The sequence below is a fragment of the Candidatus Omnitrophota bacterium genome (assembly GCA_028693815.1).
In the GTDB taxonomy this organism is placed as follows: Bacteria; Omnitrophota; Gorgyraeia; order Zapsychrales; family Aceulaceae; genus Aceula.
Window position 1 is genome coordinate 165,370 of the sequence record JAQUUP010000001.1, and the last position, 25,209, is coordinate 190,578.

Below are 25,209 nucleotides of genomic sequence, written 5' to 3' on the forward strand. Positions count from 1 at the left end.
TTGCGGCGCATTCTAATTTTATCGTTGATGAAGACGGCAAACTTCTTATTGATGACACGGGTCTTTATAATCTTGTTCATGAATATGATCATCATGGCTCAACAGAAGTGGATAAAAATAACGATGGCAATATGGAAAATTTCCAGGCTAAGTTTGTGACTAAGAAAAATGGCACTCGAGTTGAGGTTGGTGCTCAATTATATGAAGACCTTCGCGTCATGTCGAAAATAAGCAACAGGAGTATTTCTCAGCTTTATTTCGATATGGGTGAAATGAGAGACCAAGAGTGGTGGGTACGCAAGATAAGTTTGGATCAGGGTATTGATCTTGCGAGGGAAACTGCAAAAAAGGATGGGCAATCAGCCTTAAATAAACAAAAAAATAGTCAGCTTGCTTATGAAGCTATTAGAGCTATTCGCGCTGCAGGACGGGAAGATTTATTATTGAGAAGTGAACATATATTTGATTTGTATAAAATGTTAACTAATGAAGAGAAACTAAAAGCTCAATTTAATACAGTTTATGTTAATCAAGCAGGAGAGCGGAGCGAAGAGGATAACGAAAAAGTATCAGATGCGAGGGATTCATATCAACAAAATGTTCAAGAGATCAAAAATGATTTTATATCTCAGCTAAAGCAGGGAATGCTGAAAGGTCTAAGTGATGAGCAAAAGGCTGAAAAGATCAAAACAGCTTATGCTCAAAAATTAAATAATAGCGAAAATAAATTTTCTCTTGATTTGAAAGAAACTTCTGTGGTTGTTGAGGGAACCAATGTGATCATGGATGTAGTTGTAAACGCGCCAAGCCGTGATGGATATGGTCTTGAGCAATACAATTTCGCCACAACCTTTGATTTGAATGCAAAGGAAAATAGTGAGGTGCCAGAAATCTTATCGCCAGAGCAAGCAAACGCAACACTAGCGACAGAAGTTTCGGCGACAGAAACACAAGCTTCAGCGAAAACGGAAGAAAAAATTCAGGAGATTGCCCTGAAGGCTATTGAAAACGGTAAAGAGAAGACTAAAAGTGGCGACATTCTCAACTATAAAAAATTAGAGGATTCAATTAAGCAAGAGATCGACCAGGAGATGGAGAAGGAGGGTTTGTCGCATTTAGGATACACTCTTGATAAAGATCTTTTTGGCAAGCATCATGATGGAAGGGAAGTTAAAAACCTTATTTATGCTGGAGACACTATTGCCATTAAGCCTACATTTTCTATTGCAGGAAAAAAGAAAGTTGTTGTTGGAACCACGGTTGTCATGGATATTGATCGCTTAAAGAACGCTAAAGAAGAAAGAAAGAAAAAAGAAATCTTAGCGGAAAAGGAAAAGAAAAAGGAGGCAAATGCTAAGATTCAGGAAGCAGGAGCTCAATTAGCACAAGAGGGTAAAAGTTTTGACGAGGTTGTCCAAAGTTATGAGAACAAAAAGAATAAAATAATGACGCTTGTTGGCTTCTTGCAAAAGACTCCGCTTAAAACAAAGAAGGAGCGCTCAAGCGTACAGCAGGACATCTTGAACCACAAGAGTCTTTCAGATTCAGAAAAAGCAGATCTTTTTGCTACGCTTATCAATAGATTTACCGAAGAACATTATTATGATGATGCGATCGATGCTTTAGATGCAGATAGTAAGCTTGCGCATTGGAACAAATTAGCGGCATCGAAAGTACCTGATTTTAAGGAAGCAACGATTTCTGTTTTGGAAGCAAAAGCTGCGCATTTACGCAAGCAAGCTTCTTTAAAGAAAGTGCCTAAGGATGCTGATCTGGGCTATTGGAAGAATGCCGCAGAGGTTGACCTAGAAGTAAGCAAGCTCAAAGGTCAAGAATATAATCCTGTGCAATCTGCTCTTAGTGATTATTCTACTGACTTAGCATTAGCCAAAGAAACGAAAGATTATCCTAGAGCTTATGATGCAGTAAAAGTGCTAAGTGTTTTGGACAGCAAGAATTATAACCAGAAGATTTTGACTAACGAGATTCTTTTTGAAGAATATTCACAGCGTGTAGAAGTTCTTGTGAAAGAAGGAAAAACTGATGGTCGGAAATATAAAGAAGCTGCTCAAGCTCGTCAAGAAGCGTACAAATTAGCAGGATTTGATAGATCTATTAGCAAAAATGTGGAAAAGATTTGGAGTGAGGCTATTGTGGCAGCAAGCAATAATGATATTAAAGCTGCTAATCAAGGTTTGGCTCAAGTAAAACATATTTTCCTTGCTTCACGAACAAAACAAGAACGCAAGCAGATTCAAGAAGCCGGAAAGAAAACAGCTGGGGCTATGAATTTGAAGAATCCAGAAATAGAAAAGAAGATTCAAGAAATAGCTAAAAGAAATGATGGAAGTGTTGAGGCAGTAAAATTTGGAGATGTTGTTAAAAAGGATGGACAAATATATAATGCGAATATGTCCCGTCCTTATGCTTTTGGAAAACGAACAAAACAACAAGAAGAGATATACCAAGTCATTCTCCAAGCAGAAAAGTCGCCTATTGATTCTGCTAACGAGAGGATGAGCAAAGGTGAGTCTGTCACCTATGGAGACTTGGCTCGGGCATCAAATAAGATTATTCAAGAAAAAGGTTATGGAAAAGATGCTTATTGGAATTTTGGTGCTCTTTTGGGGTATGGAACAGGACTTCAGGATTATGAAGAAAACTTGATTGTTAGCGAGCAAAACAACATAGTTATTCAAGAAGGTGATGTTTTTGTTATGGAGCCAAGTATTTACTTGCCTGGAGTCTTTAAAGGCGGAGCTGGGAACACTTATATGGCTGTTAAGGGCAAGAAAGAACAGTTGCAGCTTGTTTCTGTAACAGGCGAGGCTCCTAAAGAATTACCGGTGATTGAGATACAGTCTGCTTCTTCTGTTATGAATATTGATAGCGACCGCGTTAAAACTTCTGAGACAAAGTCAGGAGGATTCAATACTTCGTCTGTGCTTCCTGCTATTGGCGCAGCAATGCTTCCTATTGTTTTGACTTTCTTGCCTATGCTTTCTAGCGCACAGAGCGTTGTTCAACAAGGACTTGATTTTGTTAATTCAGCACACGGGGATTATTCTGTGGCATCTTTATCGTTCTTAGCTATCGGCGCAGTTACCGCATTTTTGACAAAGCAATTTCTTGATACAAAGAGATCTGTTGGCGATCAAAAGATGGCGAATTCTGCGACGGTTGTTACTCCGTCAAAGCTTGCTACTGCTCGTGCATTACCTCAAAGCATTAATCCAGGCAGCTCAGTTGCGACTAGCGCAACACCGATTACTGATTTGAAGAATGAAATTATTGCGCCATTGCTAGAATACGGAGAAACAGTTCATATTTATGTTGGCGGGGATTTTTATCGAATTAATAAAGGTTTTGTTGCTGAGAAAGAAGGCTTGGGCGATGTTGTAGAAGGATATGTTTTTGCAGCTAAAGAATCTGACAATCCATTAAACGAGGAAGATGAGGTTCCTTTCTTACCTGAATATGAAGAGTCAGTGCTCTTAGCTCTTGTTTTAGATACAGTGCTTGTAGCCACAAAAAATATTGTAAAATCTAAGACAGCAGTTGTGCCGACTACAACAAAGGCTCCAGAAATGGTTCTCGCAAGTTCAAATGTTGGAAGCTCGACTCTGCTTTCTAGCAGACCTCTTGGCAATATTGAGCTCCTTAATACATATAATCAAGGTAATAGTGGGCTTACAGTTAGAGACATGGCTCTTGTTAGTGGATCTTCGGTGATTTATGTCTCCGCTGCTGAAAGAAAAGAAACGATAGCTACTCTTAAAGATGGTCATATGGCAGTTTACGAGTATCCGGTCGATATTTCAGATATTAATACTGACAACAGTTGGGTTATTACTGTTTCAGATGAATATAAAGATAGCTTTGTGCCAAGCAACGAGGAAGCTCGTTATATAGTCGGAAATGTAGAGTTTTCAGATGCACCATCTTTTTGGTCTGCACCTGATATCTCGGTTATTGAAATTCCACAATTCGAAGAAATGGATGCAACGATTGATGGGGTTGAAGGCGTAACTGCGCCAACAATAGAGCAACCAGGTGTTCCTCTTACGCCAGTTGTACCAATGATTCCTTGGATGACAATTTCTAAGGCAAATGTTGAAGGAAGATCGCTAGCAGTTAAAAAGCCAGCGCCTTCCTCTATATATAGGGCAAATGCACCAAATGGTGAAAAAGCAGCTGCTTCGAATATTCTTCTTTATGCAAGAAATATATTGAAAGCATTAGGTTTTGAAGCAATCTTTTTTGCGATTGATCTAGCCACATCTATTTCAATGCCGATTACAGCATTTATTTCAATTCTAAGCCTGGCATTGACCATGAGACCTATATTTGTTGGACAACGAACAAGTCAAGCCCCAGAAACGCTTTCTACGGTCCAAACGCCAAATGAAAATAGAGAATTTAAGCAAGTTCCTCTGCCAAATCTAGGAAATCAACAAACAAGCAGTCCTTTTAGCGATATTCCTGTAGGGCAGCAGAAGGATCCTATGGCTCCTGCTCCGATTATGCCAGTTACTCCGATAAATATGCCTTTATTATTAGGTTCAGCGAATGATGGCAATGGGCGAAGTAGCTCAATGATAGCGTATGCGAGGTCTATTCATAACGATAAAGATGCGATTCAGAAATCCGCCGCACCAGTAACAAGTGCAGAGCATCAAGTTGATTGGAAAGTTGCTATTGCACAGGGTTCATGCTCAAGCGGACTGGTTTCTGGCACGTCTCCAACGGTATATTTGGCTACCGACCGTTTCCACGACGGTTCAGGCAGCTCAGTAATAGTAAATGTGGAACAAAAAGTCACGGACATTATGCGAGTTTCTAGTTCTCTATCTCGTTTAATGAAGACAGTAAGAGACGAAGTAGTAAATAGCTTTAACTTGTTCTATGGTAACGTGTTAGGTGAAATTAGCCTAGCCAAACGAGTTAACAATGCCCGAGGTGTGCTTGGATTAAACGCCTCCAGTGAGCCTGCACTGTCCCTTACTAAGGGTGAAAAAGGTAAAGTTCGCTCTTTGAGTTTATTGACTGGTTTAATCTTTACAGAGGTATCTGCTGACGCTCTTATTAGGGAAGCAAACATATCTGTAGTGGCTGTTGTCAATGGATTCAAGAGATCTGTTCTTTGGTTAGCTGGATCGTTGCAAGGAATGTTCAGTATAAGCGAGGCTTATGCATTTGAACCTGTTGTATTAGGGGATAATGCGTCTAGTTTCGGAAAAATTGGCGTTCCTGGTGCTTTGGAAAGTGCGTCTTCTAGCATGAGCACAGAAAAGCTCGCACAACAAGTCACAAACGTATTGGATCGTGCAAGAGCTTATGTAGAGAGAGTTACAGCTTCTCTATATAACAAGGTAAGCAACTTAGAAGCTAAAAACAGAGTAAGAGCAAGCTTTAACTTAGAGGCAAAAAACAGTATAGGAATTTCATGGACTGCAAGTTTACTTGCGGTGTTTGCCATTTCTCAAATTCTTACCACATTGTTTGCCGGGGATACTCTGTCTCCTAAAGCTTCAATCCTTACACAAAAAGTTTCTTCAAATATTAATCTTCGACCTGAAAACTCTAACGGGGATAACGGTGGTTCTGGAGTTAAGACTGTTCTTGCAATTATTGGCGTTATTATAGCAATTAAATTCTTTAAATATGTCTTGGCTGTTGCTGTTGTTGCTGGAGCCGTTTGGGTTATCCGAAGAGCCCTTCAGAGATCAGGTGTTATCGGAACGGCTGCCCAGAAAACAAAATATCGAAACAAGAGCACTTTATCTACACATATTGTTCATATACTTTTAGCATTAGCCGCAATTTACCTAGCTTTTGTTATTGATAGAGCATTGTTATCTTCGGGCGAAGAAGGTCAAGTATTCCCAACGATTGAGGTTCAAACTGTTAAAGCCAAACAAGGCCTCAAGAATTTAGGTGAGGCAAGAGAAACCCTTCCTAACAGAGATATCCAGAATAAATTCATATTTGTATTCGGATATACTTATGATACGGTTAACCCAACAAAAGAAGCGAGCGTTTCAGACCAGGTTTATGCCAAGCTTACTCAAGAGCTCGCCGATAGAAGCGGCTTAAGAAAAGACGGACAGCAAGAAAAACTCTATCGTGCTTATGTAGAAGCCATTAAAGAATTTAATGTTCCCTACGAACTTCCCTTTGCCGTAACATTCTTAGAAAGCACATTTGATATTACCAACAGCCTTTACAATCCGATGCATATGATCGGCGGAACACAAAACGTGCTTTATAATAATCTCAAGTCACAGCTACGAAACGGCAGGATCAAGAGCTCTTATATTAAGAATATCTTAAAGCAGTCAAGCTCTTATCGTGAATTTGGGAAGCTCGTAGATAAAGATCCTGTGCTTTATGCGCAAACAAATATTGTTTTAAGTATTTTCTATCTCTCCAATATTTACAATCAGCCTAAAGATAATTTGCAGCGTAACGGCGTTGTTCCTGAGATGATAACCGAGTGGAACGCGATGTCAGAAGAAGAAAGATTATTAAGAACTCTTGCGATTTATAATGCCGGGTTGCAAAACTATCTAGATGCTCGCAAAGCTGCTATTAAAGAAATTGGTAAAGCTGATACGACATTGGCTGTATTCTTGCCGTTCCTCGAGAGAGAATTAGGTTATTCAAGAGAAGTTTATGTGGAGAACAAAGTCGGACAATCCATTACGCGAAGCTATATTTATCGTGGACGCCAAACCATTTGGTTGCTTAATGCTCATACCGGCGTTGTTCCGGCTAAAGTAAAGCCGATTTGGATAAAAGCCTCCAGTGCTATTGAAAAAATGAACAAAACATCTTCAGCGCTTCCAATTCTTCCAGTGACACCGTTAAGCTCTCCGATTGTTGTTAATGCGATTAGCCCACTTCTTTTATTCCCGATCATATTAAGCACTGGTGTAAGCGCAGCTTTCATGACAAAAGGTGCGATTATTGCTCTTGCGGCCGCATTTATAGTTTTCGGTATTGCTAAATGGCGCGCTAAGAAAACAAGTGCACCAAACGTTATTATTTCAAATATAGATGCAAACAAGCCGCTATCAAGTGAATTATCTTTCCGTGGCAGGATTGAAACTTTGATAGCGGCTTTTCTTTTAAATATCGCAAACATTTTGCCGGTTTCCGCTCATCTTTTCTTCCGTGGCAGGATTGAAGATGGTAAACCGGTATCCTTTATAGAACAGCCGCTATCGCAAAAATCACCTTTCCGTGGCAGGGACGTAATGATTTTGATAGCGGCTATCTTCTCTTATATGGTAAATATTTTGCCGGTTTTCGTTCGCTCTTTCTTCCGTGCCCGTCTCGCCGAAGGTCCGTCTTTGCCGAGATCTCGCCCAGCTTTTCGGGCGGACTCGCCGAGGCGGAGCAGGAATGGAATTGAAAAACCGGAGCTTTTGATCGCACAGCCGCTATCTTCGCCAAATCTTTTCCGTGGCAGGGAGGGACGCAAGATAGCGGCATCTTCTATCGAAGAAAACAAAGCTTCAAGCAATTTAATGCCATATGTCCTAGCTCCTACTTCTATGTTCCTAAGAGGATCATCGTCAGTCATTGTAGATTCTTTAAGAAAAGCGCGATTGACAATTCATCGTTATGGAAAAATGATTGAAACAGTTTCTTGGGGAATTGAAGACTTAAAGACAGATATTAAGAAAATTAATCAAAAGATTAAAAAAGAAAAACGAATGAGATCAGAAGATGATCCTGTGTTAATAGAGCTCAATCAAGAGAAGCAAGGGGCTCTTAAAGATTTAAGGATAAGAGTCAGAAGAACAAAAAGATTTATTTCTAAGAAAATTACGCAAGAAGAATATCGCGATGCCCAAGTAATTTTAATAAAAGAGGCTATTTCTAATTTTGAAAAAGAAGAAGATGGATTAAGAAGAGGAGTTAAATTTTGGAAAGCACTACGAATTTTTAATAAAAAAGTTTCTAAGATAGAGAATCAAATTAATGCTATTAAAAAGGCTAAAACAAAATTTGAAAAAGCATTAAAGGCTAAAAAACAACAGAAAACAAAGACAGAAGAAAAGCTCTTGTTTAAAGAAAATCTTCCAAGCCAAAGAGATTATGCCTTAGATTACATTGTTTCAAGATATACAAGAGAAGTTGCTAACAAGTGGTATTTTACGCCAAGACAAAAAACAAAGATGTTGATATCGATGATTAAAGAGGCCATTGGTGGAATTTTAGCTAATCAATATCAGGCGATGATTGATAGAAAAGAAACACAGCAAGGCAAGCCTCTTACTGCAATGCAGGCTCGCACGCTGTTGACAAGCGCTTTAAACTTTGAAGATTTTGAAATGATTTACACGCTTACAAAAGCAAATAATGCAGATAATGGCAATATGGGCGCTAAGGTTGAGGCTTTAATCAGAATGACTTCAATGGAAATATTTAGAGGCAAAGGACACAGAAAAGCCAAGAAGGTTTCCAGAAAAACGATTGATGGAAAGATTACTCTTAAGACAGCGTTTATTTGGGCCTTTGGAGTATCTATTGTGGCGCTTATTGTTGTTTCAGCTTTGGGGACCTTTAATCCTTTATCTTCAGCAACACTAGACTTGCCAGGCGCAGATTTAAATAGCTCGATTGATTTACCAACCATGGAAGCACCAGCGATGGAAGCGCCAGCCATGGCGATGTTGCCAAGCGTAGTAGTTGGAGAAAAATATCATCATACTTTTGTTCGAGATGCTGATAATGTTTTTCAGGTTACTGTGGATGGTAAATGGGATGCTTCAGATCCATACAGGAATACATTGAGCGGTTTTATTGTGGATGCTCAAAAAATTGGGTTGATTGCAGAAAAAGATTTAATGGCAGCTATTGATAGAGTTGCAGAACAAAACAACATCGAAAATCCTGATCTTGTTTATCCAGGACAAACCATTGTTGTGACGCCGGCAGCTGTTGTTCCGTCTGCTCAAACACAATCTATAACACCAGTTGCTCCTTTGAACGCAACAACGGTTAGCCAGCAACCTAATCAACTAGCAACACAGCAAACAACATCAGTTGCGCCAGCAACAACAACATCTTTAGGAACAGGAAATCAAAATAGCCAAGCTGTCGTAGTGCCAGATACAACACTAACTCCAGCTCAGAGAAAAATTGCTGAGCTTCAAAAAGCTCAACAGAGAATTGCTAGAGAGCAGGAGAGTATTCAGAGAAGCTTAGATAGTCTTGTTGCGGTTGCTCGTGAAGATAGCATTCGCAAAGCATATAAAGATAGCGTTGATGCTGTTTATAAAGCAAAGTTTGCCGCTCTCAAAGATAGTACTAATGCTGTTCTTGATAGTATGGCTAGAGGTTTAGGCAGATTTGCTATTGCTGCGCAAATGTTAGTGCCAGCACAAGACACAACACCTGCTATGGATACAGCAGTTCAGCCAACAGTAATTCAAACAACAATGCTAGCGCAAGACACTACTCCTGCTGTTGACACAATAGTTGCGCCTTTCATTGTAACTCAGCAATCTAATACAGAGCCGGTAGCTGTAGATACAGTAGCAAAAGACAGCATTCCTGTTATGGATACAACAGCGCAAACAACGATTGCTCAGACACCAGCGCCAGCACAAGACACAACACCTGCTGTAGATACGACAGTTGTGCCGGTTATTGCGACACAAAAAATTGACACATCTGCGATCATAAACAACACCCAAGCATTGCCAGCGCTACAAATAGCACAAGATCTAGATTCAACATATGTTAAAGAAATCAACATCCAAGAAATTTTGAAATCTGCAGGGCTTTCGCCACCGGCAGATCAACTTCAATGGATTGCCAACCAAGAACGCCCCGCCACCGGATTATTCGAAAGTTATAAAGTTATTGATAATTCTTTTGATAAGATTTCAAAGCTTCAAGGCATCGGATATACATATGACCAAGCTATAACAGCAATACTTTATCTTAGTGCTGGAGATTTAACAACTGCACAACAAATATTCAACTTTTATGTTAATAAAGGAATTCCTTACAGTGCTTATGATGTTTATACGGGGAATCCTCGTGAGTGGAGAAAAGCAACCGGTCCAGTTCTTTGGATGGGCATGGCAATGGCTCAATATACTAAGCAGACAAGCGACACAACATATCTTCCTTTGATGAGGCAATATGCTGATTTTGCGATGAACTTACAGCAAAAAGATGGACGTGTTTTAGCTGGACTAAAGATAAATCATGCATCGACAGAAGAGAATTTAGATGCGCTAGCTTATTTTAGAATGATGTCTGATCTAACCGGAAACAATCAATATAAACAGGCCAAGCAAAATGTTAATCAGTGGTTGATTAATGATATGTACGATATTGGTGAAGGACGATTTTACGTTGGCGCCAAAGCGGACAACAATCCAGATTATAATCATGCTACAGACGTTCACACATGGGCTATCCTGGAACATTTAGCAGACACAACTAGTTTGACAGGTATCAGCATTGTAGATCTTTTAAACTTTAATGAAAAAAGAACTCGTACTGTCTATATAAGCCCTACAGATACGATTCAAGGATTTGATTTTACGTTTAGACGAGATGGTAGTATTGCTGGTGAGTTTACCGCTCACGCAGAAGTTGTATATCTTCTTCTTGGGGATACAGTGAAGGGTGCCTTGTATAGCCAATCGCTGGACAAGATGAGCGTTGATGGTGGTGTGCGATATGCTACGAAGATTATGGATAATAATTTAGGGTGGATTGCTTCTCGTCATCCTTCTTTGGCTGCGACAGTATGGCATACATTTGCCAAGATAGGATTTAATCCATTTAGCTTAGAACAAAAATCTGTTGTTCATTTAAATACCGGCGCACTTAAAACTCGAAATGAACGCGATATTTTTAGACAAAGCATTCGAGAAGCTCAAGCTCAAGCCGAGGCAAAAGACATGACTCCAGAAAAGTTTGAAGTTATTCAAGCTGTACAGGATTCATTATTAGGAAACGCTACGCTTGATATTTATGATGCTCAGATTAACGCCCTTGCTTTTCATCCAGATACATTGGTTGCGCAAAGAATAAAAGCTTTTCGTGAATCTGTTCAAGCGAGTCGTTCAGGATGGCCTATTAGAGGAGCTGTAGGTTACAATTGGAATCCTGTGGGTGGTTTTTGGAATGTTCCGTTTGGAGACACAAAGTTTGGTGGCACATTATTTATTGATAATGAATTTATGCAAGTTTTTGATCTTTTCCAGCAAGGACAAGGACTAAATGCAATGTGGCAGGGAAGCGTTGAAGTTGCTCCTCTTCAGGCTGGCATAAGTTATGCGGCTGCTGTTCATGTTATTTTTGAAGCGCGCAATTCTTGGATTTCTTCTCGACACAAAGGGGAAGGCGGACTTCTTTATCTTAAATCTATTAATGGTAATGGATTTTCTCGAGCATTATTTGCAACCACAAAAGCTTCTTACGAGTATCGTGTTGTTACAAATTCTAATGGCGTTGATGACTGGGAACTTCAAAGACAGATAAAATATCATAGCTTTAAACCAACAAAACTTATTTTTGAAGATCTTACAGGAAAATATCTTCCAATGACGTTAACAGGTGAAATTTTCATGAATAAAGAAAAACGTCTTGCTAAGACAACAGGATATGAAAAAGGTGTCTATTCTATTTTTGGTAATCCGCATCAAAGAGTCGGGGCTTACGAAAAACCAATGTATGACGTTGTCGCAGAAATTGGTCGCACAGAAAGCGTGTTTGTCCGCGATAGCGCACTAAATTGTATGAATCCAAATATCTTTTATCTTGTTATGCGCCAAGGAAGAGATGCTGTTGGATACACAATTAATAAAGAAACAAAAGAGCATGAAGAATTCTTCCGCACACCACGATTCGATTCATTAGCAAAGCCATATGGCGAAAATTATAACTTATGGCTTGAAGAAGGCCAAGCGTATATGGTTCCAACCGGATGGATGTTGCAAAACTTAAGAGATCAGTATCAGCTGATGACAGGTAATGATAATTTTGCTGGCACAATTGATCCTTCTCAGGGTGGAAAGTTAATTGAAAAATTTTATTCTCTAGAACAGATGAAGCATGTTGAGCTTGACTCTGTTCCTTTAGCTAAGGGAACCACCGTTTATTTTGATTCGCTTGTGTTAGCTCCTGTTGTGAAAGATACCATTTTGGGCTACTGGCCAAATGGTCGGCCAATTTATCCGATTGTAATCTTTAACTATCGAGCAGCTCAAATGAATTATTTCTTCCGTCAAAATATGGACTCTATTTCTTGGGATAATTTACAAGGATATTTTGTTGATCTTAAGACAGGAAAGAATACACCTGTTTTCCTAAACGATACAGTTTCTATTAATGTGTTGTCGCAAAATACAGAAATTGAAACATTTGCAAATGACACAGTTGTTCCGGCTGGATTTAAGATTGCTTACCTTAATAATCATACAGTTCCAGGTATGTTTATTGAAAAGCCTGCCATGATGTTAGGTGTGCCGTTGGTTCGCTTGATTTTCAAGCAAGGTGTTTATTATGTTTATGATGAAAATGAGTTTAGAGCCCTTGATCTTTTCCAAAATGGAGATTTGACTTATGCTCAATTTGAGAACGGCGAAAAAGCGATTGTTGAATATAGTCCAAATCTTAAGAATCCAGAACACAAAGATGCTTTTATGTTTATTGAATGGCAAGATGGAACAACAGAAGAGCTTGTTGACAGTATTTATCCAAATGTTCAAAGAATAGATGCGGAAAAAATTCAGAAATCTGTTCCTCTTCCGATGAGTGTCTCTGTTGCTTCAGTGAAAGGTGATGATTTTGATCGATTAGACGCGGGGCTTAAAGACTTAGGGGTTGATGTTGGAAGTCTTATTGTAGAGCTAAAAGAAAAGAAAATTGCTTACGAAGATGCTTACAGGGCTCTACAAGATGCCAACAAAGGTTATGATGTTGCTCTCAAGGCAAGAACAGAATCGTATTATAGACAGGTAGGATTAGAGTTACTTGCTGGTGGTTTAAATAGAATCATATTGTCGATGGAAGAGAATCGCGTTAAGTTGGCTGCAGAAAAATTGATTTATGCTTGGATTTATCAAATGGCGTTTGATTTGGCTGATGGTAATAGTAATGCAGCTGAAACAGAATACAATAATATTATAGAGAGAATGAAACAAGAAGGTCCTGAAGCTGTTGTGAAGGAACTTTTTAAAGAATGGAAAACCCCTCGAGATTCAACTGGCCGAATCTGGATCAACAATATGGACTCAGCTCTTGTTAACAACCAAGAAATTATTAACGGTGCTAACGATCAGATTACTATTCTTAAGACGATTGGACAAACTATAACATCTGATCCTTATGATCAAGCAAAACATATTCTAGACGCTGAAGCTAACCAAGATACAGCTGGGTGGGCACGCGATGATTTAAATGCCATGATTGCTGCAAATAATTATGAAGATCTTTTTGATAATGGTTATGTGCCGCAGGATTTAGCTGAAGTAACTCAAGCACAAGATTATCTGTTGGAGGAACAACTTAAAACTGATACCGCTCGGATTTTCTTTGAAGACGAGCTTCTTTTAGCTCAAGCGGCAGGGAATAGCGATTGGATTGCTGTTTGCGATAGCCTGCTTTCAATTCTTGACGAGAAAGAACGAGTATTTGGCAATGTCTATGCTCCTGTTCCTGGCACAATGGCTTACGGGTTATATCTTCTTCAATTAAACTTTAGTGGAAATCAAATTTCTCGTTCAGTTATCGCAGCTACCTTTGCTGAGATTAACGATGATTTATATAATTATTATGATGATCTTATTGTCTGGTTGAACAAGGCAGCTGCGTTGCAGATTGTGAATTATAGTGGTCTTGATGATGTAATCATTCCTCTCAAAGGTGGTCCAATTGATGGCGATAATCCCGACACCGAAGATGTTAACGAAGCTTATTTTAATACAGGCAAGGATGATCCTAACACTCCATTAGTTAATGAATCAAAAATTTATACAATCCCAGCGATTCGAAAGTATTTATTTAAAGATGATAATGATATCAAAGCAGATACTGTTATGGGTTATCTTCCTCGATGGATGAAAACAGTTTCTTATATGAATTATATCTTAGACAATAATGATTCTCTTACGCCAACTCATAGAGGATATATTGAGCAATATATTCAAGCAATTTATGGTGTCTGGAATTCTGATCAAAGTGTAAACAGTTATTACAAGAACTATGGTCTTCCAGAATTAGTTTATGACTCTATTCTAGACACCATTCCTTTTGCTGAATCTGGCGCAGAGATTGTTGCTCGCAAGCTCAATGCACGCGATGCTCAAGTTGTAGCGTATACAAATCTTTCTGCAGCACAGGAAAATATGAGAGAATTCTTTAGTGAATTCTTTGGCGAAGATGGTGAGGCGATAGCCAAATATTTAGATTGGGTTGAAGAGCAAATTAATAAAGCGCTAGAGACGGTTGAAGGGCTTAACACATTTGCTAATCACCCGTACAAGACTGGATTGCAAGGGATGCAGACGTTGAATCAAGGCATCGAGACTCGCACAGAAGCTAAATCAAGAATGAATCGAACATATAAACAAGCTCAGGCCAAAATTGATGCAGCCTATGATCTTCAAACGAATGTTTTAGCTGAATATGATGCAGCATACCTTGGAGCTCGCGAAGCAGTTGATGCTCGAATCAAAACGCTTGATTGGATTCGCCCAAGCGATGCAGCGACGATTAACAGTCTTTTTGATGCGGTTAAGATTGATCAGGATGTTGTAATTTTGAAAGGCGATCAGATTATCTTTACAGATAATGGTCAGCAAATTCCAGCTATGTTTGTTAATGGAATGAGTCCAAAGCATTTTGCTCAAATGATGTTTAATCCAGTTAATCCAGGCGCAGGAAACCTAACCAATTTTGATGCTTACAATATGCTAACTTTTGGAAAAGATGCTTGGTCTTTGGGTGCTCATGTTGGAACTATGCAGGCATTTGTTGAGGATGCTCCATATAGTCAATATTGGTTGATTGATGTGACAACAGATCCTCGAAATCAAAGCTGGATGAACAATCTTAACTTTGGCGTTGAAAGACAAAGCAAGTTCCTTGAGGAATTTGGAAGCACCAAAGAAAATCCAAAGGGTGAGACTGTTAATAAATATTATTATCTTGTGGTTAATAGTTTTGGTGTTAGTGCAGATAGCGGGCGATTCTATTTTGGCATCACTGGTTTACTAGAAGTTTCAACAGATAAAAAAGATCAAGTTTTAGGCGTTGCCGGAAACATGAGCTATGAAGTAGCGCCTTGGTTTTTCCTTAAGGTTGAAGCAGGTTTGATGGAAGGAAAATCGGAAGAGAATTATCATGCTACTATTGTTGATGCTTTAACGAATAATACAGTTTTTGAGTCAGATAAGCTTTTAGTTGCTAACGATGCTTTTGCTTATCAGAAATTTAGTGCTGAGTTTAAGCCGTTTAAGGATGGAAACACTGTGTTTGGGCTTTCGTTTAATAATGAAGTTAAAGGGGTGGATGGTGCTTGGGGCAAAGAATCAGCACAGTTCTTGTCTGCTAATGCACGATCAAAATTAGGTCAGGTGACATTTGGCACCGAGGCTTCTCTTGATGGAAATCATAAACGCTATGGAGCAAATATTGGCTACAAGAATTTAACAGGATTCTATAATTATGTCGAAGGCGAGCAGCGTGCTGGTCTTAATTGGAATTTTAAAAACAATATTAGCATAGGTGTTCAAACAGATTTTGAAAATGATCACAGAGGGACTGTTCGCGCTGGATACACGCTTAACGATGGTACACAAATTGCTGGTCAATATGCAGGTAATGGTTTAGGGGCAATGATTTCTCGTCCACTTGTGACATTATTCTCCGGAAAGAAGTCAAAAGAAATTAAGACCGTTAAAAAACCATTTAGTGAAAATGATGCTTGGGTTGTTGGACGAGATATCTCTGATACCAGCGTTGTTAAAAAAGATGATTTTGTGCAAGATGTTTTTGATGTGCAAGCGCCAAAAGATCAAAAAGTAGATGTTGTTTATGGAGAAGATAGTCTTGTTGGTAAAGTTTATTATGGTCAGAAGGCTTTTAAGATTACAGCTGAAGGTCTTAAGGGTAATGGTATTTTAGAATACTTTGATGGTCGTTTGCCAAAAGTTCTTGAAGGTGATGTTTTAGAGGATTGTCAAGTTTTGCGTGTTATGGATATTAGAGACGAGCTTTATTTAGACAGCGTTGGCATGGACAGAGGCGGCATTATTAAGAAAAATAATAAGTATTATTATGACAACATTGAGTTAAGTGACTCTACAGGTCAAGCACTTATGGTTCTTAAGAATATTCGTGGACATAAAGCGGATCTTGTTGGAAGGCTTCACATCGGTCTTCATTTATTAGAAATTGAAGATGCTTATGATGCCGGTCTTCTTTATGTGAATAAAGCAGGGCAATATAAGATTAAAACAGGCGGCGAGATTCTTTCCGATGAGTGGGAACCCGTCTTCCAGTTCTTAGAGGGTATTGACACGATTAATGGGCTTCCGTGGATTCCTCAACGCGATAGTGAATATAATTTTGAAAAAGAAATCTATATCCAGAAAGAAGGATCGGGATATTGGTATTACGATCAAAACCGAGATGGCGTGCAAAACAAAGGCGAAAGGGTTATCCGTTCACCTTATCGAGTTACAGACCATAATAGCGTGGTTGAAGATTTATTGTTAAGCGGATGGAAGCCTGTTTATATATTAAAAGATTTTAGCACCAAAAAAGCAAGCAAAATTTTAAGAACGAACGAAGATGCTCAAGCAATTAAGAAAGCGGCTAGAACTAGCCAGATTCTTTTTTCTGAATATGACGCATCTGTACCAGAAGGCATTAAACAATCCTGGTACTCCCCAAGCGATCTCAACAATGCTGATCTTCGCGCAAAACTTTCTAAGAAGATCTATGAGGAAGGCGCAACGCTGATGAGCTTAGACACAGCAGGAAAAGCTCTAAAGTATTTCTACCCGGACAGGGATCTTGAAGACTCCAAAGTCATGTTCTTGCAGGAAGAAAACACGCCGGTTCGTCCTATGATCAAAGACGCTAAGGCCAAGGATAGCGTCCTTTATTTCTCAAAAGAACTTGGTATCAAATTGATTACAGGCGCTGACGGCGTCACAAAACGATTTATTCTTTATCAGCATTATGTGAAAGAAAATGGCATTGAAAAAGTTATCGACTACATCGGTGCCGATGCGTGGGGTAAAGTTATTGTTGAAACTATAACAGATAGAAAAAATAACATTCTTAACATTATTGCTAGCTTAGATGAAGAGAGTGGTGCTGTATTAACACCAGCCATTCTAGACACCAATGAATTTAATGGTAAAGAAAAAACCTCACGAATCTTTAAGAATTTTGATAACGCTGCAAATGGCATTTATAATTTAGGCAATCAGACTGGCTGGGTTATCAACCGTGGCGAGAGATATTTACATCTTCTCGATAATACAAACTTTGCAGACGGCATCGTAACGTTTGATTTTATCCGTGAAATTAATTTGGCAGGCGTGCGAGTAAGAGATTTTGGTATTGATGAAAATTCTAATGAGATGGCCATTAAATTTGAAGAGGAAGTTTTTGAGGTTAAGAATCAAAGGGGAGCCAACACCTTTGTGGCAGATTCAGTCGACCTTCTTAATTATAAGGCTTTTCAGAAAGTTTCTAAATCTAGCGAGATGCCTTATGAGGAACTGCCATCTGATTTAAGAGATCAGCTTGAGAAGAAAATTCAGGATATTAAAGGTAAAGACAGTGTTTCGGGTCGTGTTCCGGGTGCTGTTGTTAAAAATCCTGCAGATCTTATCTGGGTTAAGATCTTTATGCCTTATGTTAATGAGCATCCTATCGATTCTTCTTATCAGGCGTTTGCTAATGACGAGCAGCCTATCATTAAGATCGACAGTGATGGTTTTGCAGACATTGCCTTTGATATAGGCAATTCACATTATAGTCTTTTATACGATATTCAAAATCCGGCCAAGAAAGATCCTTTAACATTTTCTTATAAGGTTGATAAAGACGGCCTGTTTACGCTTGTTGTTGATTTGTTTAGGCAATCAGGGGCTTATGTTGAAAGACGCACTTTAGAGGATAAGCTTCTTAAGGGCAAATGGCATCTTTGGGTCAAAGGCAGCGTTCAAAAGAATTTATTTAATGCTCAATCTGTTCCTGAGGCCATTAAGTTTGTTAATCAAATTACTCTGGACAGTGGAATCCTTAGGTTCCCTGAAGGTTTAAGTCTTAGAAGCAAGGAAGAATTTGCTCATGAGGATTTCCAAGATCATCGCCGTGCGCTCCTTAAGGTTTTTGAAATTCCTTCAATGACCGCAACTCGATATGCTGTCCAGGGTGAAGAAAAAGAAGTCAGCGTTTCCTTCTTAAGAGATCTTGTTCTTAAGAAAGACAGCGCAAGAATCGTTGTTGACGTCTTTACAAACCCCAAATGCGGAAAAGAGAGCGTAGAGAATTTCTTCAAAGAAATCAGAGGCGTCAAAGGGCGCGTTATTGAAAAATGGCACGGCGAGTTAAACGAAAAAGGAGAAATCGTCATTGCTCCAGGCTCTATGAAAATCTATTCTTTCTATAATGGAAATGTTGGACGATATGGCATTGCGGATTACACAATGAAGACAGACGTCAATGACGACATGGAAGAAGAGCTTAATTCATTTGCCAATATTACGGAAATGGATACAACAACCGGAAGCCTTCAGTATGATGTTAAGCGTTTATACGGAGTTTCTCTACCCGCCAATATGAAGAACGCGAAAAACTTTAATCATTCTATTTTAGCCAAGAATACAGCTTTCTTAGACGGACTTAAAAAAGGACAAGATGGTTATTCCATCAGAGCTTGGAAAGAAATTAAAGATAGCCGCGGACGCCTAAGCATCACCTTAAACGGATTTACAAAAATCGGCAAAAATGGATTTGCCCAAGGCAGCGCCAAATGGGTAAACTTCTCTATTCATCCAAGCGAAGAAGACGTTTATACAAACAGTCCTTCTTTCTGTGCTGAAGTCTTTGGTATTGCGATAAAAAGTTATACCTATAAATATGACCCAGCAAAGGTTATCCCTAGCACTCAAGATATAAAGATTCCTGATGCAACCCAATATGCCCGCGTTGATTGGATGAACAAAGGGCTTAATGCTCTTCTATTTAAGAAAACAGATTTATGGGAAGACAGTCGTTGGATGGCCAAGGCGCATAATTTGAAGTTTAAAGGCGACATCATGTCCTACGATGTTGAAGATAAGAGGGAAGCCTCCTTAAAAGAAATTGCATTTAGGCTAGACGGAAGATTGCATTATAACTTCTATCACAGCCTTGGCAATGAAGGCCCTGAGCGCCAGAAGCTTTATTTTGATCAATATGACATGTCGATCTTAAGCACGGAAGTTAATGAAGATAGATCTATCGAAGAGATATATAGCATCTTTAGAACAACGATCTTTAGCGATAAAGAGGGTGACGCTTATCTCTTAACTGAAGAAAGCGTAGACTACGAAGTAACAAAAGATGGAGAATATCAGTTTGGTGAAACAAAATCATCAGTTTTATCAAAGAACGCCAACGTACTCTTTACAGAAAATGGAAGTTATTACACAAGAACAGCTCCTTATTCTTCTGAGCTTTCATTGCGCGATCAGGTTCGAAACAGCATTCCTTCTCAGCTTGCCCGCTTAGCCCTTGATCACAAGACATCTCAAGAAGAGCTTATAAGCAATGCTAAGAATGATTTTACTGCTACGGTTCATGATGCTCATCCGGAAAAAATTAAAACAGATGCTAAAGAACAAGCGCCTGCTACCAGCATTTTTGAAAAGGCTAAACGCTGGGCAGAAGGCAAATCTCTTGTTATCTGGATTCTAGCTAGCATCTTCTTACTGTTCCCAGCGTTAGTTGTAAGAACTTTAAGAAATATCTTTGTCCGCAACCGCTATAGAGGAAAGAATATTAACGGAGCTGATGTGCTCGATCTTATGGATGCAGGTTTTATCAAAGACGAAGCTTTTGAGATCTTACGCACAAGAAGAGCTCATAAAGGCTTTAAGACTTATGAAGAATTTGAAGAGCTTGCAAGAGTAGGCCTTGCAAAAACTATTTCTGCACTTAAGAAAAGAAAGCAGAGAGCTCATATCAGACGTCAACGAAAAGCGTTAAAGAAGCTTAAGAAAACTTTCTCCTTCTCTTATAGAAGCGGAAATATTACCCTTGAAGATATTATGAAGATGACACAACAAGGTGTTGGCATACAAGTTGGGGAGCTTCTTTCAGCTCTCTTGCCGGGTTCGCCTTATAGCAAGCTTATTCAAGAAGACGTTAATGAGATTCTTGCAGAGCTTAATGAATACAGCGGATATCTTTCTGAAGAAACAATTTTACGCCGCTTTTTAGCTCACGCGATGCGTAAAGCACAGTTTAACGAGGATACAACCATCAACGAAAGAACTGAAGAAGCTCTTAAAGAAAAAGTTCATCAGCTTCTTAAGAATCTAGGCCTTGGCATTAAGCCGGGCGAAGAAAATTTCATAGGCGAGCATGCGCTGTTCTTTGATACGCTTATTAAATCTATCAAATTCTCTATGGATGTTGAGGAGCTTGACCTTCCAAGAGAGAAATCACCGTCAGGTTATTATGTTGTTACCAATGATGACCTTGAAAAAGAAGCCAACAGAGACCTTGGCATCCGTTCCCGCATCGTTTCCTTAGAGCAATTTGTTATGATGCAGGTTATTCAGCTTAAGATGATTGTTGTCAACGGGAACGGGCGGCTTGAAGAATGGATTTATCAGAAAATAACAAAAGATGACCGCTTAAATAAATGGCATGAAAGCAAGACGCATGGGAAGCGCATCATCGAGGTCATTAACAGGCTTTATAAGCCACTGAATGGCATCCTAATGGGACAAATGATGGGCGGGCAGGAGAAAATTAAAGATAGATTTGGCGATTTCCGCTATCATCAGTGGTCTTTACTCTGGGAAGAGCTCAATCAGGCAATGCGATATCTTCTTGGTCAGAATGAAATGTCTGAAGATGGAAAGCTGCACATCGAAAATGAAAATATTCGAAAAAGCGTTGAGGCGCTTAAGAGAGAGCTAGATACTCTGCTTAATCAGATATGTGACGGAGAAAAAGAAATTGAGAAAGGAGAATTCTTAAGAAAAATGAGAGCGGTTATTATGACAACTGAACACGCTATTGAGCTACCACGCGTTAAAAACCGCTTAGAGCATTATCAGCTATTCTGGATGGGCGTTTGGAAATTCATTTTAGGTCCTAAGAAAATTGCCAAAAAGGTATTAGCTAAAGAGAATCCATTTAAAGAGCATGTTATTGATAAAGAAAGAAAATTTTACCAAAAGCTCGTTTTCTCTATCGTTTTTGTATTTATGGGATTCCTCTTCTTTAACGCAGTTGGCAAATGGAGCCTTTTAGGTATTCCTTACTTCGTTAGCATCAGTCCTTGGATTTTAGTTGGCATTGGTGGCCTATTTGTTATTCAGGCAGCTTTCTTAGGATTAAGATATGCAAGCATCAAGAAGGCCAATCCTGATGGCGCTGTTAAAAAGCATATCGTGCAACTTGCCGTAACCGCCCTTGTCCTCATCGCTGCCTTTACAGCAGCTGTTTTCTTGCCAGCAACCTGGAATCTTATGCTTCCTGAGGCAATTAGATTTGTTTACAAAATTATCCTCTATGCTTTAGTCTTCGAAACATTCCGCTTGACATTCTATTCAATTCATTACTTTATTAAGGGCGCTATTTCATATAACTTCTATAAAAAACATCACATTTATGATGTTGTCAAACATAAGCAACTCGCTGAAGCCTTAGATAGAATTTTCTCTGATAAGGCAGAAGGCTGGTACCTTAAGAAAACTATGGGACAAGAGAGAGTTGATATCTTTAAAAGGTCCATCCTAAGAGAGCTTTCTAGCCAGGAAGACTACCAGCTTCTTATAACTTTAATGGAAAAGAAAGAATGGGAAGAGATTCTCGCAATCTATGATGCTCTAGCAAAAGATGGCAAGGAATACACAAGAAGACAAAGAGCAAAGAATATTGCTAAAATTCAAAAGCTTCTTAAAAAAGGCGATAAAGAAGTTAGAGATGAAAGATATCATCGTATTATCCGTTGGGCCAATGATCAAGTTAGAAAAGATAAACCAACTCCACCGAGAACAATTCGTGACCTCTTAGCCTATGCTCTATCAGAACAAGGCTATGAAGAACCTTCTTTCCATGAGGAAGACGATATCAATAGTCCAAACAACAATGAAGCAACGCACACAACTCGTCTTGGACAACTTGCCAAGTATAAGACCGAATACTACCTTGCATTAATAGAGAGGCTAAAAGAAGGCATAGAGGTCGATGGCTTAATAATTAAGCTAACTCCTGAAGAAGAAGAAAGAATGAGAGAATTAATGAAAAGCCCTAAGAAGAAATTAGAAATCAATAAAAAGCTAATGCCTTATGTGGTTATGTGGGCTAATACCCACTTGGCTGATTTATGGAACACCGGAAAATCTGCCATGAAGGTAAAACGCAGCTGGGAATATAGAATTCGTCAGATTATGCCTAACTGGTCAGAGGCAGAAATTGCACAGGCTGTTGAAGATAAAACAGATAGAATTATGGTTAAGCATTCCGGATCTTTCGGTGCCTTCTATGAGCCTGGGTTTGAAGCATTGCCGGAAAAAGACCGCACTTTTAAAGCAGCATTAGGAATTTTAAGCCCTGAGAAATTAAAGAAGATACGCGATCTCTTCCCTGAAAAGTACGATGATATTGCCATGATAACGTTGAGAGACTATCTATATTATTTTATCCCACTCTTAAGAAAAGCTTATTCGAGAGGAGACATTACAAAGCAAGATCTTGTAAATGAAGCAAAATGCATTTCTGACTTAATTAGACCAGATATTGAAAGGAAGCATCAAGGAGATCCTAATAACGGAAAAATTAAACAAGTCAAACAGGCGCTTAGCCATTTAATGTATCTTATGGTTGTAGATGGTTCAACCGCGACATGGAATAGGAGAGGCGAGCAGGTTCACTTCTTCAAGTGGAATTCGTTAACAGCTTCATTGCCGTATGTCCACGGGCCGACCTTAGACTTAATCGACGCAGACCACCATTCAAGAACAGAAGATGTCTGGTCTACCCCTGAAGCTCTTCTTGAGTTTGTGTATAACCCGCGCGTTGGAGCGGTTATTCCGGTTATAGATCATTATTTAGCAAAGAATATCGGCATTGTAGGAAAGATTGTTCCGGTTGGTGAGAATGCCTTTACCTTCCATGCTCAGCAGGGCAAGGATTTAATGGGCGGCTTAACTGCTTATGGTAAATTTATGGTTCGCATTAAGCCTATGCGCTGGTCTGAAGGGCTCTCCGGTGACGACTATGTTGCTGAAGACTCGTTAACGAACATTCAATTCCGAAATGCCGGATACACTGTAACAAGAACCGGCTATGTTCGTAGAGGTAAAAACTGGATGTATCAGGCCGCTGATCATAAGACACCTTGCTTTAAGTGGTCTAACGATAGCGGCGAGTCAGCGCTTGGCCGTATTCCGGTTAAGATGCTTCTTTCTCCTAAGGTTGAATGGACGTATAAGATCGATAACTTCTGGTGGGATGGTTTTGGATTCTATTTCAAGAAGCCGCATGTTACAAGATATCTCAAATGGCTTATTTCGTTCTTCTTGATTTTAGCCAACAACCTCTTTGCAGGCCTTCCTCTTATCTTATGGGGATTTGGTGCTGTATTGTCTCAGGCCATTAGTTATGGTGGCTGGTTTAACGTAGCTTATGAAGAACACAAAGGACTATTCAAAGGATTCTTCATCTATGTTAAAGATGTCGCTGTAAGAAATTATTGGTATTTTGTTAACTGGATCTTTACTTATGAGAATTCTGTCGGTGTCTTAGGTTCTCAGAGATTAGCTAAATTTATTTCTTCATTAGGTAAAGGCGCGGAGATTGCACGAGATATGATGTGGCAGGTTATTTATTTACGCAACGATTATGCTATCCGCCAAGGAGTTCTTTGGACTGTTATTATCTTAGCTTTTGCTGGATTTAATCCAACTCTATTTGCTTTATGGGCACTGCCACTTCTCACATTTGTAGCTGCTTGGATGGGCATGTATCTAGTGAATCCGCGCAAAGACGCAAAGGATGTTTTAAGAAACATAAGGGATATTTTATTAGCAGGAATGTGGGGCTTCTTAGATGCACTCAATTTCCTTAGTGTTAAGATCTCGCCGCTATCTAAGATTGAGCGAAATGTCTCACATCAGCAAATCGGATTAATCAATAAACTTGCTCAAGATCTAGAACTTAAAGATGGTGCAGACGAACCAATCACTCTTACTAAGGTTTTTGGTCAGTATACTTCTCATTATCGAAGACTTTATGGAACAGTTTCTTTAGTGGCTATGACAGAAGCTTTAAAGATAATAAACAAAAAGTTACAGGAAGAATCAAAAAGAAATTCTAATGCCATTTTAAAAAGCCTTGATGAACTTAGAAAGATTAACAAGAAAAAAGAAGAGAAGTATGAAGAAAAGCAAGAAGCTGAATTCAATAAAATTCTTAAAGAAATTGATGCAGCGGTCAAATGGATTCTTGAAATTAGAAAAAATAAATCCGTTTCAGTAGAAGAAGCCAGGAAACTTTACGAAGATCTTAAAGTTTATGAGAAGCAAATTAAAAGCTTCCAAGAAGAAATAAAATTTAATGAAAAAAGTATAGAATCACAAGTTGTTGATCTTAAGCAGAAAATAAATAATATTTCTAAGAAATACGCCCCAGTCATTATCGCCCATTATAAGAAGAATCTTGAGAAAGCCATCAAGGGAAAAAGCAAAAAAGAGATTAGAGAAGCCATCAAAGGCAAGAGCAAGGAAGAAAAGAAAGAAATTAAAAAGGCGATGAAAGGAAAAAGCCTGCTGCCGACCGCATATGTTCCGGATGATGTTATTGAAAGATTAGCAGGGCGCAGAGAAGATGCTGAAAAACAAGTCGAAGCTTTAGCTCAAGCCGGCGACTTAAGCAAAAAGGTTGCTGACAAGATATTCGCAAAGCTTAATTCAATTAAAGAATCTTTAG

The 25,209-nt window shown here is 39.1% G+C and carries 1 protein-coding gene (only partly in view); it reads left to right on the top strand.

The features are described from left to right. Positions 1 to 25,209 carry part of the coding region annotated (locus PHY73_00675; GenBank protein MDD3374223.1) for a M24 family metallopeptidase on the top strand (this coding region is incomplete at its 3' end). 19,273 nt of the annotated region lie to the left of the window's left edge, so 25,209 of the 44,482 annotated nt are shown.